Genomic DNA, 16,707 nt, shown 5'->3' on the forward strand with positions numbered 1-16,707 from the left:
GTCCTGCCGATCTGAGCGGTCGTTCGGTGCGTGACACGAGGAGGGCGGTAGCGGACAGAGATTCTATTCGCTACATAGACGCGAAGGTCTGTTCTGAGTGCCTTTGCGGATCTTCGGCGCAAGCTGCACGCAGAATGCCCGCTAAGTGGATGCACTGATCGCTCTTGGCGGGGAGATCCGTCCGATCCTTCATTGGGCATGCACGCGATTGTTTGCATCCCCTCTTTTTTCTGCTTGGCTCATCATCTGGATACGATCCTAAACTTACACGCCAATCGTGAGATCGCCCCAGCAGTTGCTGACTGCGCAGGTTCGATCTTATGTTAAAGTGTTGATATTAATGACTTAATCTAAGGCTATAACAATGTGCATATATTTCGGGCCATGGGCGCCACGCACGTTCCTGGCTTCGATATCGGCGGTGCCGCTCGTTCCAGTGATAAGTGTCAGCAGACGTGATTGAGGCGCAGTTCGGCCGCCCAAGAGCGGCCAAAGATCCTCAGAATACGCAACCAATGTAGACGCCCGCAGAACAACAATATGATAGAGTGGAAGGAAGTTCAGAAGTATCGGACTGTCAGCACCAGATCGACACACAATTGAACCTGTCTCAGCAATTCCGTATTCAGCTAAGGTTACGGCAATACCGCCGTCCTCGGCCAAGTTGGATACACGGTTCAGGCTTGACCAATCCATATGATCCAATACGTGACAGTCTTGCACAGCGACAGGACCGGTTTGACCGACCTCTGTCAGATAGCACGACACCGCCGTTGGAATCTCGGCCATTGTGGTGACCCGATCCACTGTCGCCGTCACACGCTCTGAGGTTGCCTTGGCCACAAACCGGTCAAGCAACGCCGCGCCGTCAAATGCGGGCTGGATTTTTTGGGGAATGGCGACCAATTGAGCCGCCTCTTCGGCGATCTGATCTGCAGAAAGTGCCGGTGCGCGATTTGCAGACTTGATTGCGCCAAATATGGCTGAACGGTCGCTCATCTCCGGCTCCTTATCCCATGCTCGGATGCATTGTATTGCTGCATAAAGCTGCCCTTTTCAGGGCGCGGCAAGTCGCGGTGTTTGACCCATCCCCCTGCAAAAGGCATGCGCCGAATGCGGTTGCGGCCAAAGGCCCAGACCCGCAGGCCATGAACGCCCAAACCCGTCACCAGATGATATAGCTTTGGTCGGCGGGCCATAAAACCCCATCCGGCGAGCGCGACTTTGGTTAATGGGGAGGCCAGCTTTGCGTCCCATTGCCGAGCCCGCAGGTTGCGCAGCATATCAGGCAGTGGGATGTTCACCGGACAGACCTCTTTGCACCGCCCGTTCAGGGTACAGGCGTTTGGCAGATCCTTCGCGGCCTCCAAAGACGACAAGGCGGGTGTCAACACCGATCCCATCGGGCCGGGATACACGGCACCATATGCGTGACCACCGACGGCGGCATAGACCGGGCAATGGTTCATGCAGGCACCACAGCGGATGCAACGCAGCATTGGTTGCAGGTCACTGCCCAACATCTCCGTGCGGTGATTATCAACCAAAACGATATGATAGGCCTCTGGGCCATCTGCATCGCCGGGCCGCTTTGGACCGTTATAAAAGGTCGTGTATTGCGTGATTTCAGCGCCGATGGCCGCGCGGGACAACAGCCGTAAAAAGACGCTGGCATGCGCCATGCCCGGGACAATCTTTTCGATTCCCGCTGTCACGATATGCACTTTGGGCGGCGTGCATGTCAGTTCCGAATTGCCCTCATTGGTCACAGTGACAATCGCCCCGGTCTCAGCAATCAGAAAATTAGCCCCGGAAATTCCGACATCCGCGCTCAGAAACCTCTGGCGCAATTCACGCCGGGCAGAGCCGACCAGATCGGGGATATCGTGGCTGTCGGGCGCAATGGTGTGTTTGTCATCAAACAGGCTTGCGACCTGCTCGTGGGTTTTATGCATCGCGGGCATGACAATATGACTGGGAGGGTCCCCTGCCAGCTGAATAATGTGCTCGGCCAGATCGGTTTCGATCCGCTCCACACCGGCGTCCGTCAGCGCGTCACCAATACCGATTTCCTCGCCCAGCATGGATTTGACCCGCGTGGCGGTCTTTGCCCCCGCAGCCGTGCAGATATCAGACACGATCCGGCGCGCCTCGGCGGGGGTTTTGGCCCAATGCACAATCGCCCCGTTGGCCGTTGCGTTGGCTTCGAACATTTCAAGGTAGTGATCGAGATGTCTAAGCGTGTGATCCTTGATTGCAGTTGCCCGTCTGCGGGCCTCAGCGTATTCGCCGTACTCATCAATAACCTGTCGGCGGCGCGACTGGAGCAGGCCCGTTGTGCGGGTCAGCGCGATTTTCAGGTCATTGTCTGTTAGGGCACGCGCCACATGGTCGCGAAACCGATCAGAGGTCTGAATCATTCCCCATCCCCACAAATACCACCGTCGTTTGCCATGCCCGCCAGAACTTCTATTGTGTGATAGGTCTTTACCTTGTGGCCGTCGCGCGACAATTTACCAGCCATATTCATCAGACATCCCAGATCACCGGCCAGAAGTGTATCGGCCCCCGTCGCCACAATATTCTGCGTTTTAGCAGAAACGATCGCATCCGAGATGTCGGGATATTTCACACAGAATGTCCCACCAAATCCGCAACATGCGTCGTTGTCTTTCAACGGCGTCATGCGCAGCCCTTCGACACCCGCCAACATGTTTCGGGGTTGATCATGAACCCCCAGATCGCGCAGCCCGGAACAGCTGTCATGATAGGTGACAACACCTTCGTAGTGAATGCCGTCAGGCTGATACTGCATCACATCTGATAGGAAGCTGACCACCTCCCAGGTCTTGGCCGACAGCGCGGCCTGGCGTTCTATCCAATCAGGCTGATCTGTAAAGACATCCCTGTAATGGGTACGGATCATGCTTGCGCAGGAGCCGGAGGGCACGACAACGTAATCGTAGGGTTCGAAATTCTCGATGATCTGCTTGGCGATCGCGCGCGTTGTGGCGTCATCGCCGCTGTTGAAAGCCGGCTGACCACAGCATGTCTGGGCTTGCGGCACCTCAACCTCACACCCCGCCTCTTCGAGCAACTTGAGGCAGGCAAATCCGATATTGGGGCGCATGGCATCTACAAGACAGGTCACAAACAGACCGACGCGTGGCTTTTGAATGTCTGCGCTGTTCATCAGCGTGCTGCTTTCTTTTTGTTGCGCGCGGCCCTGAGCCGGTCGAAATCATCGCCCGCGTGATAGCTTGAGCGTGTCAGCGGCGTGGCCGAAACCAGCAGAAACCCCTTACCATAGGCTGCTGTTTCGTATGACGCGAATTCGTCCGGGGTCACAAACCGTTCTACACTATGATGCTTTGGCGTTGGTTGCAGGTATTGACCGATGGTCAGGAAATCGATGTCTGCGGCCCGCATATCATCCATGACCTGCAAGACTGATTTTCGATCTTCGCCAAGACCGACCATGATCCCCGACTTGGTAAAGATCGAATGGTCCAGCTCTTTCACCCGCTGAAGCAGGCGCAGCGAATGAAAGTACCGCGCGCCGGGGCGGACGTCCGGGTAGAGGCCGGGCACGGTTTCAAGGTTGTGGTTGAACACGTCAGGGCGCGCCGAAACCACAGTTTCCAGCGCGGCAGAGCTGCATTTCAGAAAGTCAGGTGTCAGGACTTCAACCGTCGTCTCAGGGCTGCGATGCCGCACTGCGCGGATGGTTTGGGCAAAATGCTCGGCGCCACCGTCGCTCAGATCATCGCGGTCCACACTGGTGATCACGACATGTTTCAGCCCAAGTTTTTCAACCGCATGCGCCACCCGCCCCGGCTCGAACGTATCCAACTGATCAGGACGCCCGGTTGCGATGTTGCAAAAGGTGCAGCCGCGGGTGCAGATTTCACCCATGATCATCATCGTGGCATGCCCCTGAGACCAGCATTCACCGGCATTGGGACAGCCCGCTTCTTCGCAAACCGTCACAAGGTTATTGTCCCGCATGATCTTCCTGGTATCGCTATAGGCTTTGCCGGTTGGGGCTTTGACACGGATCCAACTGGGTTTCGCCGATTGAGGAGTGTCAGGCTTGCGCGCTTTTTCGGGGTGACGCTGTTGGGGAATTCTGAGATCGCGCATGTTTGGTGCCTTCTTCATTTTATGTGGCTTCGGGCGCCGATTGCGCCCGAGGCAAACCGTTAGTCGATCTTGGGCAAGAGGCTCGACAGGCTCGCCTTGGCGTCGCCGTAGAACATGCGGGTGTTGTCCTTGTAGAAGAGCGGGTTCTCGATCCCCGAATAGCCGGTGCCCTGGCCGCGTTTGGAGACAAACACCTGCTTGGCCTTCCAGCATTCCAGCACCGGCATGCCGGCGATGGGCGAGTTGGGATCGTCCTGCGCCGCCGGGTTGACGATGTCGTTGGAGCCAATCACGATCGCCACATCCGTGCTGGGGAAATCCTCGTTGATCTCGTCCATTTCCAGCACGATGTCATAGGGCACCTTGGCCTCGGCCAGGAGCACGTTCATATGCCCCGGCAGACGGCCTGCGACCGGGTGGATGGCAAAGCGCACGGTCTTGCCCCTGGCCCGCAGCTTCGAGGTCAGTTCACTGACCGCCCCCTGCGCCTGCGCCACCGCCATGCCGTAGCCCGGGATGATGATGATGCTGTCGGCCTCGTTCAGGGCTGCGGCGACGCCATCGACGTCAATCGCGATTTGCTCGCCCTCAACGGCCATCTGTTCGCCCGCCGGGCCGCCGAAGCCGCCCAGAATGACCGAGATGAACGAGCGGTTCATCGCCTTGCACATGATGTAGCTCAGGATCGCACCGCTTGAGCCGACCAAGGCACCGACCACGATCAAGAGGTCGTTGCCAAGGCTGAAGCCAATGGCCGCCGCCGCCCAGCCCGAGTAGCTGTTGAGCATCGAGACCACCACGGGCATATCCGCGCCGCCAATGCCCATGATCAGGTGATAGCCGATGAAAAACGCCAGAAGCGTCATCACCACCAGCGTCCAGAGGCCTGCGTCGTTGAAATACATCACCCCCAGAACCACCGACAAGAACGCCGCCCCGGCATTGAGCATATGCCCACCCGGCAGCTTTTTGGCGGCGGTATCGACCTTGCCCGCCAGCTTGCCAAAGGCGATGATCGAGCCGGTAAAGGTCACGGCCCCGATGAAGACGCCGAGGAACACCTCGACCCGCAGGATTGCCACCTCGACACTGGTTTTCTTGGCCAGCACGGCGGCAAAGCCCTCAAGCCCCTTGCGCGCGGTCTCGTCTATCGCCAGCACGCGGCCCAGTTCGAGATCGGCATTAAAGCCGACAAACACCGCCGCCAGACCCACAAGACTGTGCATCGCCGCCACAAGCTGCGGCATTTCGGTCATCTGCACCCGCGTGGCGACGACATAGCCGATCCCGCCCCCGGCGGCGATCAGCACCAGCGACAAGAGCCAGAGCCCGGCACCGGGGCCGATCAGCGTGGCGACAACCGCCAGCGCCATGCCTGCCATGCCATACCACACCGCGCGCTTGGCGCTTTCCTGCCCCGAGAGCCCACCCAGAGAGAGGATGAAGAGGATGGCCGCCACCACATAGGCGGCCGTCGTGAAACCGTAATCCATGATCCTCTACTCCTTATGACTTCTGGAACATGGCGAGCATGCGCCGGGTGACGAGGAAGCCACCGAAAATATTGATCCCGGCCATGAACACCGACAGCGCCGCCAGCACGATCACGAGGAAAGACCCCGATCCGATCTGCATGAGCGCGCCCAGAATGATGATCGACGAGATCGCGTTGGTGATCGCCATCAGCGGCGTGTGCAGCGAATGCGACACGTTCCAGATCACCTGAAAGCCCACGAAAACGGCCAGCACGAAGACGATGAAATGCTGCATAAAGCTGGCCGGGGCCACCAGACCCACGGCGAGAAGCAGGGCCGCACCGACCACAAGCAGCGTGACCTGGTTCTTGGTCTGCGCCTTGAACGCCGCCAGTTCTGCCGCGCGCTTCTGCTCAGAAGTCAGTTCCTTGACTTTTTCCTTGGGCTTGGCCGCCGCAATCGCCGCAACCTTGGGCGGCGGTGGCGGGAAGGTGACCGCACCGGCATGGGCCACGGTCGCGCCCCGGATCACGTCATCCTCCATGTTGTGATTGACCTTGCCGTCCTTGTCGGGCGTGAGGTCGGTCATCATGTGGCGGATGTTGGTGGCATAGAGCGTCGAGGATTGCGCCGCCATCCGGCTGGGGAAATCGGTATAGCCGATGATCGTCACGCCGTTGTCGGTGACGATCTTGTCGTCCATCACCGTCATTTTGCAATTGCCGCCCTTTTCCGCGGCAAGGTCGACGATGACCGAGCCGGGCTTCATCGCCTTGACCATATCCTCGGTCCAGAGCTCGGGGGCTTCGCGGTTGGGGATCAGCGCCGTGGTGATGACGATATCCATCTCGGGGGCCAGTTCGCGGAACTTGGCCAATTGCGCCTCCCGGAACTCGGGGCTGGAGACAGAGGCATAGCCGCCAGAGGCGGCCCCGTCCTGCTGCTCTTCCTTGAAATCGAGATAGACGAATTGCGCGCCCATCGATTCGACCTGCTCGGCCACTTCGGGGCGCACGTCGAACGCGTAGGTGATGGCCCCGAGGCTGGTCGAGGTGCCAATCGCCGCGAGGCCAGCAACCCCGGCCCCGACGATCAGAACCTTGGCCGGGGGCACCTTGCCCGCCGCCGTGATCTGGCCGGTGAAAAAGCGGCCAAAGTTATTGCCCGCCTCGATCACCGCCCGATAGCCGGCGATATTGGCCATGCTTGAGAGCGCGTCCATCTTCTGCGCGCGGCTGATGCGCGGCACCATGTCCATGGCGATGACCGACGCGCCTTTTTCGGCGAGCTGTTTCATCTGCGCCTCATTCTGCGCAGGCCAGAAGAAGGAAATCAGAAGCTGGCCTTCGGTCAGGCGCTTGGCCTCTGTCTCATTGGGGGGGCGGACCTTGGCCACCACATCGGCGGCCTTGTAAAGCGCCGCGGCGGTCTTGAGCACCTCGACGCCAGCCTCCTTATAGGCGGCGTCCGAGAACCCGGCCGCAGCGCCTGCGCCGCTCTCAATCGCGCAGTCATATCCCAGCTTTTGCAATTGCAGCGCCGAGTCGGGCGTCATGGCAACCCGGTTCTCGCCCTCAAGCACTTCCTTTGGCGTTCCGATCTTCAATGCTGTCTCCCCCTCTGGCAGATGACGTGTTCTGATGGCCCCGCATCTGCGGCATGCCGGTTTCTTTGTCCCGAAGGTCGTTATTTCACACTATTTCGTGAGTGACGAGATCAAGATTGTCGCGGTTTCTACAACCAACGTCTGGTTTTTTCACAGTATCGGGCAAAATCCATGCGGAATTTGCGCCGCATACGGTCCTCTTCCGGGATAATGAAGCGTTTTTCAATCACCCAGACGAAAATGGGAATCAGCGGCAGCGCCAAAACGGCGTCCCAGCGCAGAATCAGCCCGGCGAGAATCAGGGTGTCACCGAGATAGATCGGATTGCGTGAGCGGCGAAAGATGCCGGACTGGATCACCCGCTCTGGCGTCTCATGCGGGACGATGGTGGTTTTATGGCGGCGAAATTCCAGTGCGGCCATCGCCACTAGCAAAATCCCCCCGCCGACCAGCAGCCCCCCCAAGAGATCGGCCCATGTCTCGCCAAAGCTGAGACCCATGGCGTACCGACTGGACTGCGCCCAGGCCACGGCCAAAAACCCCACAAGCCAGACCGGTGGCATGTCGATCCATTTCAGCACTGGCCATTTCAGCATGGGCCATTTCAGCATGGGCCTGCGGTCCTCTCGTGGTTGTCTCTGGAGCAAGAGCGGGTAGAGTAGCGTGAGATATGGCGGAGGCAAGATGACAATAGCGGGCAAGCACGCTTTGGTGACGGGGGGCGGCAGCGGCATTGGCCTCGCCATCGCCCGCGCGCTCGCCGGGGCGGGTGCTGAGGTGACGATCACCGGACGCCGTGCGGCGGTGTTGGACGAGGTGGCAGGCGCGGGCCTCTACCCGCTGTCCATGGATGTGACCCAAGAGCATGAGGTCGCAGCGGGCGTGGTCGCCGCGGTCAAGGCACGCGGCCCGGTGCAAATCTGCATCCCCAATGCCGGCATCGCCGAAGGCCGCGCCCTGCACAAGACGGATGCCGCATTCTGGCGGCAGATCATGGCCACCAATCTCGACGGCGCGTTTTATACGGTGCGCGAATGCCTGATCGGCATGCGCCAGACCGATTGGGGGCGGGTGATCGCAATTTCCTCGATTGCCGGGATCAAGGGGCTCAAGGGGGCTGCGGCCTATAGCGCCAGCAAACACGGGATGATCGGCCTGATCCGCAGCTTGAGCGAGGATTATCTTGGCACAGGTCTGACCTTCAATGCGATTTGCCCCGGCTATGTGGACACCGAAATCATCAGCCGCAATGTCACCGCCATCTCCGCGCGCGCAGGCGTATCAGAGCAAGAGGCGCGCGCCATGATGGTCGAGGCCAACCGCCACAAGCGCCTGATTACCCCCGACGAGGTGGCGCAGGCGGTGCTCTGGCTCTGCGGTCCGGGATCATCCAGCATCAATGGCCAAGCGCTTGAAATCGCGGGCGGACAGGTCTGATCCATCCCCGGCCCTCTTGGCTTTTTCTTGGCTGAAATACTCCGGGGGGTCCGGGGGCAGCGCCCCCTGCCTTGCGACACGTCGAACGCGTCCGAATTTGGACACACTCGTCTAAATTTCTCCTGAATCCGCGCCCATTGCCGCCGCAGACGCTGTGTATCCAGTTTGGAAACAACAGGGTGCCAATACAATGCCAACGACCTTCAACTGGATTTTTTTAGGCAACGAGCCGATAATTCTCGATCCGACCGAAGGCAACAGCAATGCCGAGAACGCAGGCCTGTTCGTCAACCGCACCTATGGCACCGCGATTGATCCGCTCTACCAGAACGTGACGCGCGTCACCACCATCGACAATGGTGGGGCGGCGGGCGCGCTGGATATGAACAATACCGCCTCGAATGATCAATTCTCGACCGACATCGGCAGCGGCACGCAGACCTTTACCTTTGACGGCCTGTCCACATTCAACGCCACGCTGACCTATACCGATGGCACGACGGCATCGTTTCTTGCGATTCTGGTGCAGGACACCAATGGCAATCTCTTTCTGGCGCCGCCGCTCAATACCACGCCGGCGAATGCCGCGAATATCGCGGCCATGACCGCGCGCCCGATCGAGTCTGTCACCTTCAACTCGGTCAACACCTCCACCAATACCAATCTCGGGGCTGACCGGGCTGACATCGGCATTGATGATGGCATCGTGCAGGGCACCGGCGGCGCTGATCTCATCAACAGCGGCTATACCGAGCCGGTCGCCTCTGGCTCTGACCGGGTGGACAACAACGACGCACCGGGCGGCGGCAACGACGATGTCATCAACGCGGGCGCGGGCAATGACACCGTGCTGGCGGGGCTGGGCAACGATTCGGTCCAGGGCGGCACCGGCGCCGACAGCCTGAGCGGCGAGAGCGGCAATGACACGCTTTTGGGCGAGGGCGGCACCGATACGCTGATCGGTGGCGCGGGGGATGACAGCCTCGACGGCGGCACAGGCAATGACACGCTTTATGGCGATGGCGGCACTGCCGCACGCTGGAGCTATCAGGTCTATACCCGCGATTTCACATCGGCCAACGGGCAGGCGTTCGACATCGAGAGCGGCACGTTGGCTGGCTCTGGCACCTCTGCCGCGTTCGACGTCACAGGCCACGGCCAACAGGCGACAGGTCAGGGCGATCCGAACGATTACGGCGTCATCTATAGCTCGAACCTCATTGCCACGGCGGACGGGGTTTACCGCTTTGCCACCACCTCGGACGATGGATCGACCATCCGCATTCTCGACGGCAACGGCGATCCTGTCACCTTCACCAATCAGAACGGCACGACGGGATCGTTTCTCGACAACGATTTCCATCAGGGCGCGACGACCCGTTGGGGCGAGGTGACGCTTGAGGCGGGCCAGAGTTACACCATCGAGGTGCGCTACTGGGAAAACCTCGGCGGCAATGTGCTCTCGGGCACCGTGACCTTGCCGGGGGGGGCGGTGCAGGATCTGGCGACCAGCCCCTTGATCGTGGGCAGCGATAGCATTGCGGGCAATGATTACCTCGATGGTGGCGCGGGGGCGGACCTGCTCTTTGGCGAGGGCGGCACTGACACGCTGATCGCAGGCGAGAATGACACGCTATATGGCGGCGATGGCGATGACCTCTTTGTCATCGGCTCGCCCGCCGAGACCGGCACCGGCACGATCACCATCGTCGGTGGCGAAGGCAGCGAAACCGGCGGCGACACGCTCTTTCTGTCGCCCGAGGCGCGCAAGGCAGACATCACATTCTCCAACCCCGACGATGCGGCGGGTGGGCTATCAGGCAGTTTCACCCTGACTGACGGCACGGTGGTGAATTTCTCCGAGATCGAGAACATCATCTGTTTCACCCCCGGCATCCGCCTTCTGACGCCCAACGGCGAGCGCAACGTAGAGACCTTGCGCGCCGGGGATTTGGTACTCACCCGCGATCACGGCCCGCAACCCGTCCGTTGGACCGGCCGCCGGACGGTGCCGGGACTTGACCGCTTTGCGCCGGTGCGCGTGGCCGCGCATGTGCTTGACGGGGCGCGCGCGCCGCTCCTGGTCTCGCCGCAGCACCGCTTTCTGTTTACCGGCTACAAGGCCGAGTTGCTCTTTGGCTGCGATGAGGTGTTGATTGCCGCCACGCATCTGGTGGATGGGCAGGCCGTCACGCGGGTCGCACAGGCGGCGGTGACCTATATCCATATCATGTTCGACCAGCACGAGGTGATCTATGCCGAAGGCGCCGCAACCGAGAGCTTTCATGCAGGCGCTGTCGGACTTTCGGCCATTTCGGACCAGGCGCGCGAAGAGATGTTCGCGGTTTTTCCCGAGTTGCGCAGCAATCCCAACGCCTATGGCGACACCGCGCGGCCCTGCCTCAAGCGGCACGAGGCACGGCTTTTGCAACCCTGCGGATGAGATCCCTAAATTCTGCCAAACCCGTGCCGTTAAATAGTCTGACTCCAGACAAAGTTAGAGCAAGCCAGGCCATTAACAGAATTCCAAAGGGTTTTTCCTAAGATCAACGGGGCCATTTGGCGCCGGTCTGTGTGGTGTGCGGAAAGTGAGGTGAAATGAAATACGCGGTAGAGACAGCAGTTGGAATGCAGCCCGCCACGGGCGGGCGTGAGGCATTTTGCGCCCGACAGTCCGACGTCAGAGCAGGTCCGCCTGAGACGACCGCCGGATGACAGGATGGCATCCGACCTGCCCACTCTTCCCGCCCGACTTGAAACGACCCCGCAGAGCGACACCGTCGCGCCCCGCCCCGACAGACAGCGAGCATCTTGACCATGGCTACGACATTTGACCTTTTCTACCTTGGGGTTGCACCGCAGATCGACACGGTCGAGGGAAATCTAACCTCCGAAAATCATACAGCCCTGAACGGACAGGTGTTCGGCAGCGCGCTCGCTCCGGTGTCGAGCACTCTGACGTCGCTCTCTCCCGCAAAAACTCTTCTGGGTCTTGTCGACTCCTACACCGGCGGGGCCACGTCCAGCGCCTATGACTCGAACAATTTCTCGAGCAACGAACAATTCATCATCGGCGGCGTGACCTACACGCATGACGCGACGATGCGCTACACCAATTCGGTGATCACCTATACCGATGGCACCACGGCCATTGTCGAAGCCATTGTCATGCAGGACACCAATGGCAATCTCTATCTGATCCCACCGCCCTCCGGGCCAAACACCTATTCTGCCGCGCTCGAGGCCAAGCCGATTCTTTCGGTGACCCTCGGCACCGCAGCGCCCGCGAACGGCACGGATGTCTTTGGCATGACCGCAGATCGGTATGATCTGACCCTGTCGGATTACATGGTCGAGGGAACGGCAGGCAATGATCTGATCAACGCCGCCTATCTGGGTGACCCCGAAGGCGACAGGATTGATGACACAGACAATCTCGCCGGGACCAATGACGACCTGGTCTTTGCCGGTGCCGGCAATGACACCGTGCGCGCGGGTGCGGGCAACGACACGGTTTACGGCGAGGACGGCAACGACCTGCTGGATGGCGGCGCGGGCAACGATTTGCTCCAAGGCGGCAACGGGAACGACACGCTGATCGGCGGTGCCGGGGCGGACACGATGATTGGCGGCGTCGGGCTTGACATCGTCGACTACTCCACCTCCGGCGCGGCGGTGACGGTCGATCTTGCGGCTGGCACCGCAACCGGGGGGGATGCCACAGGCGACGTTATCAATCAGGGCATTGATGGGATAATCGGCTCGGCCTATGACGACACGCTCATCGGCTCGGATGCCAGCAGCACCTCCGGGACGGACATCTACACCACCTATATTGATGGCGGCGCGGGCAACGATTTCATCGACGGGCGCAACGGCGGGGACAGCCTTCTTGGCGGCACCGGCAGTGACACGATCCTCGGCGGCGGCGGCAATGACCTGATCGACGGCGGCGCGGATGGCGACTGGCTCGACGGCGGCGATGGCACCGACACGATCTTTGGCGGCGCGGGCGATGACACGATTCTGGTCGCAGGCGACAATGACAGCATCTTTGGCGGCGATGGCGCCGATCTGATCCATGCCACGGCGCTCAATCTCTCGGGCATCAGAAACTTCACCGTCGACGGCGGCTCAGGCGGCGTTGACAATGACACGCTCGATCTCTCTGAGCTGATCGCCGACGGTTGGGTCATCACTGGCATGACCCAGAATGCCGAGAACAACGGCAATCCCGGATTCAGCGGCCAAATCCAGCTCACGCGCGGATTCGAAGGCGCGACCATCAACTATACCGATATCGAAAACCTGATTCTCACCAATTCCGATTACATCGTCGAAGGCACGGCAGGCGCGGATCTGATCGACGCCTCCTATGCCGGTGATCCCGAAGGGGACAAGATCGACAATCTCGACCACTCCGATGGCAGCAATGCGGATTCGGTGCTGGCGGGGGCTGGCAATGACACGATCGTCGCCGGGGCTGGCAATGATACCGTGCTGGGCGAGTCCGGGGCCGAGGTCATCTTTGGTGGCGAAGGCGATGACTCGCTCTTCGGCGGGGCCGAAAATGACACCATCGCAGGCGACGCGGGCAACGATCACCTGTTCGGCGAAGGCGGCGACGATCGTTTCACCCTGCAAAACGGCTTTGGCGCGGATACCATCACCGGCGGCGAGACCGACGAGACGGCAGGCGACACGCTGGACCTCAGCGGCGTCACCGGGCCGCTCACGCTTAATCTGTCCAATGCCGTTTCCGAGAGCGGCACGGTCAGCGATGGCACCGCAACCGCCAGTTTCTCCGAAATCGAGAACATCCTTCTCGGGGCTGGCACTGATACGCTGGTGCTGGCCGATGGCTCGGGCAGCGACGCGGTCACCGGGTTCACGGCCCCCACCGACACTGGCAATGGCACCTATACCAGCGGCGATCTGCTGGATGTGTCGGGTCTGACCTCAGATGGCACCACCCCTGTCACCACGGCCGATGTGACCGTGACAGATACCAATGGCGACGGCACTGGCGATGCGATCCTGACCTTCCCGAACGGCGAGAACCTGACGCTGATCGGCGTGCCGATGACCGATGTCGACAGCACCGCCGCCCTCGTGGCGATGGGCATTCCCGACGCGCGTGATTTCGTGATTGAGGGCAGTGCCGGTGCCGACCTCATCAACGTCGATTACACCGGCGATCCCGAAGGCGACCGGGTGGACGCCGGGGATGCCGCCAACGGCTCTCAGGATGACGTGATCTTCGCGGGCGCGGGCAGTGACAGCATCGATTCCGGGCTTGGCAACGATCTGATCAATGCAGGCGCGGGCGATGACGAGATTTTCCTCGACGGCAGCCTGCAAAACGACACCATCATCGGCGGTGAAACCGAAGAGACCGTGAGCGAAGACGACCGGATCAACTTTTCCGCCATTTCCGACGGGCTGCTGATCAACTTCACCGCACCTGAAACCGGCACCATCACCGATGGCACCTCTGTCACCGAGTTCTCGGAGATCGAGCGTTTTCAGATGGGCACTGGCGCGGATACGGTGATCGGCTCTGACGGGGTTGAGGAAATCATCGGCAACTACGGCGATGACAGCATTCTTGCAGGCGGCGGCAACGACACGATCTTTTCCGGCTTTGACAATGACTATGTCGATGGCGGCGCGGGCGATGACTCGATCCTCTCCTCCTCGGGGGCGGATACGGTCTCGGGCGGCGCGGGCAACGATCAGATTGACCTCGGGCCGGGCGACGGCGAAACCGATCTTTTGATCTTTTCGGATGGCGATGGCGCTGATGTGGTCTCTAGCTTTGAGATCCCCATCGACAACGGCGACGGCACCTTTACGGGCCGCGATCAGCTTGATGTGTCGAACCTCACGGACGCGGCGGGCAACCCGGTCAACGTTGCAGATGTCACGGTCGGCAGCGATGGCAGCGGCAATGCCGTCCTCAGCTTTCCGAATGGCGAGAGCATCACCTTGGTCGGGGTCGATCCCGCCTCGGTGTCTAGCCACGATGCATTGGCCGCCATGGGCATTTTCCAGCCCGATTACATCGTGCAGGGCACGGCTGGCGATGATGTGATCGACGCAAGCTATAGCGGCGACCCCCAAGGCGACCAGATCGACAATGCCGACAGTCGCAACAATGACAACGCCGATGTGATCGACGCAGGCGCGGGCAATGACGTGATCATGGCCGGACTTGGGGCTGACACCATCTTTGGCGGCGCAGGCAATGACACGGTGTCTGTGGGTCAAGGCGACAGCGTCCAAGGTGGCGATGGCGACGATTTCTTTACCCTGACCGATACCGGCGAGACTGAGACCGGCGCAATTTCGATCCTTGGCGGCGAAGGCGACGAGACCATAGGCGATACGCTCTGGCTGGGCGAGACCGCGAAGAAATCCGATATCACCTTCTCCAATTCGGATGATGCGACGGGCGGGCTCTCGGGCAGCTTTGCGATGGTCAATGGCACGGTCGTGACCTTCTCCGAGATCGAGAACATCATCTGCTTTACCCCCGGTGCGCGGATCCTCACCCAATGGGGGGAGCGTCCGGTCGAGAGCCTGCGCTTGGGCGATATGGTGGTGACACGCGACCACGGGTTGCAACCGGTGCGATGGGTGGGCAAACGCACGGTGGCCGGTCTGGGCGATTTCGCCCCCATTTCCGTCGCCTCCAGCGTGATGGGCGGGCGAGACGCGCTCTTGGTCTCGCCGCAACACCGGCTGCTCTTTACCGGCTATCAGGCCGAATTGCTCTTTGGCGAGAGCGAGGTTCTGATTGCGGCCAAGCATATGGTGAACGGGCGTGATGTGACGGTCAGCCCCTGCGACGAGGTGACCTATATCCACGTCATGTTCGATCGCCACGAGATCATCTTTGCCGATGGCCTCGGCACCGAGAGCTTTTATGCCGGGGACATGGCGCTGACCGCCGTCGATGCCGCCGCGCGTGAAGAGCTGTTCGCCATCTTTCCGGAATTACGCAGCGCACCGGGCCAGCACCGCGACACCGTGCGCCCCTGCCTGCGCCGTCACGAGGCGCAGCTTTTGTGCGGCTTGGGCGAACGAGAGGTTGCCTGAGCCCGCTCAGGTCGACGATTTAGGCCGGCGATTCAGGCCGAACGGCGCAGCGGGGCTGTGTGCCCCGCGGCCCAGACCCGCACCGCATCGCCAAAGGCGGTAAAGAGCGGGCGACTGACCGGATCATGCGCGGCATTATATTCGGGATGCCATTGCACCGACAGGGTAAAGCCCGGTGCGCCGTCGATATAGAGCGCCTCGGGCGTTTCATCCTGCGCCCAACCGTCGATCACCACCCCTGCACCGGGACGCAGGATACCCTGACCGTGCAGCGTGTTGGTCATCACTTCCTCCGCCCCCATCAGCCGGTGAAACACCCCGCCCGGCGCAAACCGCACCTTGTGGCGCAGCGCGAATTGCTCGTCCATCGTGCCCTCGGGGGGCATGCGGTGATTGTCGCGCCCCGGCAGATCGCGGATTTCGGGATGCAGCGTGCCACCCATGGCGACATTCATCTCTTGAAACCCGCGGCAAATACCAAGGATCGGTTGCCCCCGCTCGATACAGGCACGCGCCAGCGGCAAGGTGATCGCATCGCGGGCACGATCGAATGCGCCATGCGCTTCGGTTGCAGCCTCACCATATTCCTCGGGATGCACATTGGGTCGCCCGCCCGTCAGCAGAAATCCATCACAGATCTCCATCAATTCTGCCACCGAAACATAGCGCGGGTCTGCCGGGATGATCAGCGGCATACAGCCCGCCACATCGGCCATCGCAGAGGAATTGATCGTGCCGCCCGCATGGGTCGGATAGCGATTGTCGATCTGATATTGGTTGGCGATGACACCAACGACCGGGCGTTTCATTTTCGTCTTTCTGGGTTGCGCCACACTTTCATTCATTTGCCTAAATTATAGTGCGAAATGGAATAACAAAACATCAATTCCCGCACATATTTCCGTGCGATGATGCGGATTTGCCCAAAAACCCTGCACCGTTTGT

11 protein-coding genes are annotated in these 16,707 nt (G+C 60.6%); 3 read left to right on the forward strand and 8 right to left on the reverse strand.

What is annotated here, in order from left to right; genetic code table 11:
- Positions 1 to 345: 345 nt before the first annotated feature.
- From VR71_RS19390 to VR71_RS19420, 7 genes are all read right to left on the reverse strand, one after another.
- Positions 346 to 999, reverse strand: coding sequence for an LUD domain-containing protein (locus VR71_RS19390; RefSeq protein WP_045686245.1), 654 nt, complete (start codon positions 997 to 999; stop codon positions 346 to 348).
- A complete protein-coding gene (locus VR71_RS19395; protein WP_045686246.1) occupies positions 996 to 2,420 on the reverse strand; it encodes a lactate utilization protein B in 1,425 nt (474 codons plus the stop codon). Before VR71_RS19395 ends, VR71_RS19390 begins: the two co-directional genes overlap by 4 nt.
- A complete protein-coding gene (locus VR71_RS19400) occupies positions 2,417 to 3,193 on the reverse strand; it encodes a (Fe-S)-binding protein (RefSeq protein ID WP_045686247.1) in 777 nt (258 codons plus the stop codon). The genes VR71_RS19395 and VR71_RS19400 overlap by 4 nt, the downstream gene beginning before the upstream one ends.
- Positions 3,193 to 4,143, reverse strand: a complete 951-nt coding sequence (lipA, locus tag VR71_RS19405) for a lipoyl synthase (RefSeq protein WP_045686248.1) — start codon at positions 4,141 to 4,143, stop codon at positions 3,193 to 3,195. The genes VR71_RS19400 and lipA overlap by 1 nt, the downstream gene beginning before the upstream one ends.
- Positions 4,144 to 4,202: 59 nt before the next feature.
- Positions 4,203 to 5,636, reverse strand: a complete 1,434-nt coding sequence (locus VR71_RS19410) for an NAD(P)(+) transhydrogenase (Re/Si-specific) subunit beta (protein WP_045686249.1) — start codon at positions 5,634 to 5,636, stop codon at positions 4,203 to 4,205.
- A 13-nt stretch (positions 5,637 to 5,649) separates the two neighbouring features.
- The gene (locus VR71_RS19415) at positions 5,650 to 7,224 is read right to left on the reverse strand and encodes a Re/Si-specific NAD(P)(+) transhydrogenase subunit alpha (protein ID WP_009815597.1); all 1,575 of its coding nucleotides are present in this window, start codon (positions 7,222 to 7,224) and stop codon (positions 5,650 to 5,652) included.
- 128 nt (positions 7,225 to 7,352) lie between these two features.
- A complete protein-coding gene (locus VR71_RS19420) occupies positions 7,353 to 7,835 on the reverse strand; it encodes an isoprenylcysteine carboxylmethyltransferase family protein (protein ID WP_009815598.1) in 483 nt (160 codons plus the stop codon).
- A 73-nt stretch (positions 7,836 to 7,908) separates the two neighbouring features.
- Between VR71_RS19420 and VR71_RS19425 the strand changes: the two genes are divergently transcribed.
- The 3 genes from VR71_RS19425 (at position 7,909) to VR71_RS19435 (ending at position 15,762) form a co-directional block, all read left to right on the forward strand.
- A complete protein-coding gene (locus tag VR71_RS19425; protein ID WP_045682085.1) occupies positions 7,909 to 8,661 on the forward strand; it encodes an SDR family NAD(P)-dependent oxidoreductase in 753 nt (250 codons plus the stop codon).
- A 190-nt stretch (positions 8,662 to 8,851) separates the two neighbouring features.
- Positions 8,852 to 11,104 (forward strand): Hint domain-containing protein, encoded by a 2,253-nt coding sequence (locus VR71_RS19430; protein ID WP_045682087.1) that lies wholly within the window; start codon positions 8,852 to 8,854, stop codon positions 11,102 to 11,104.
- Positions 11,105 to 11,478: 374 nt separating this feature from the next.
- Positions 11,479 to 15,762, forward strand: coding sequence for a Hint domain-containing protein (locus VR71_RS19435; protein ID WP_045682088.1), 4,284 nt, complete (start codon positions 11,479 to 11,481; stop codon positions 15,760 to 15,762).
- A gap of 32 nt (positions 15,763 to 15,794) precedes the next feature.
- Here the strand turns inward: VR71_RS19435 and VR71_RS19440 are convergent, their stop codons facing one another.
- The gene (locus VR71_RS19440) at positions 15,795 to 16,571 is read right to left on the reverse strand and encodes a gamma-glutamyl-gamma-aminobutyrate hydrolase family protein (RefSeq protein WP_045682090.1); all 777 of its coding nucleotides are present in this window, start codon (positions 16,569 to 16,571) and stop codon (positions 15,795 to 15,797) included.
- Positions 16,572 to 16,707: the final 136 nt, after the last annotated feature.

The organism is Roseovarius sp. BRH_c41 (assembly GCF_000961715.1).
In the GTDB taxonomy this organism is placed as follows: Bacteria; Pseudomonadota; Alphaproteobacteria; order Rhodobacterales; family Rhodobacteraceae; genus Roseovarius.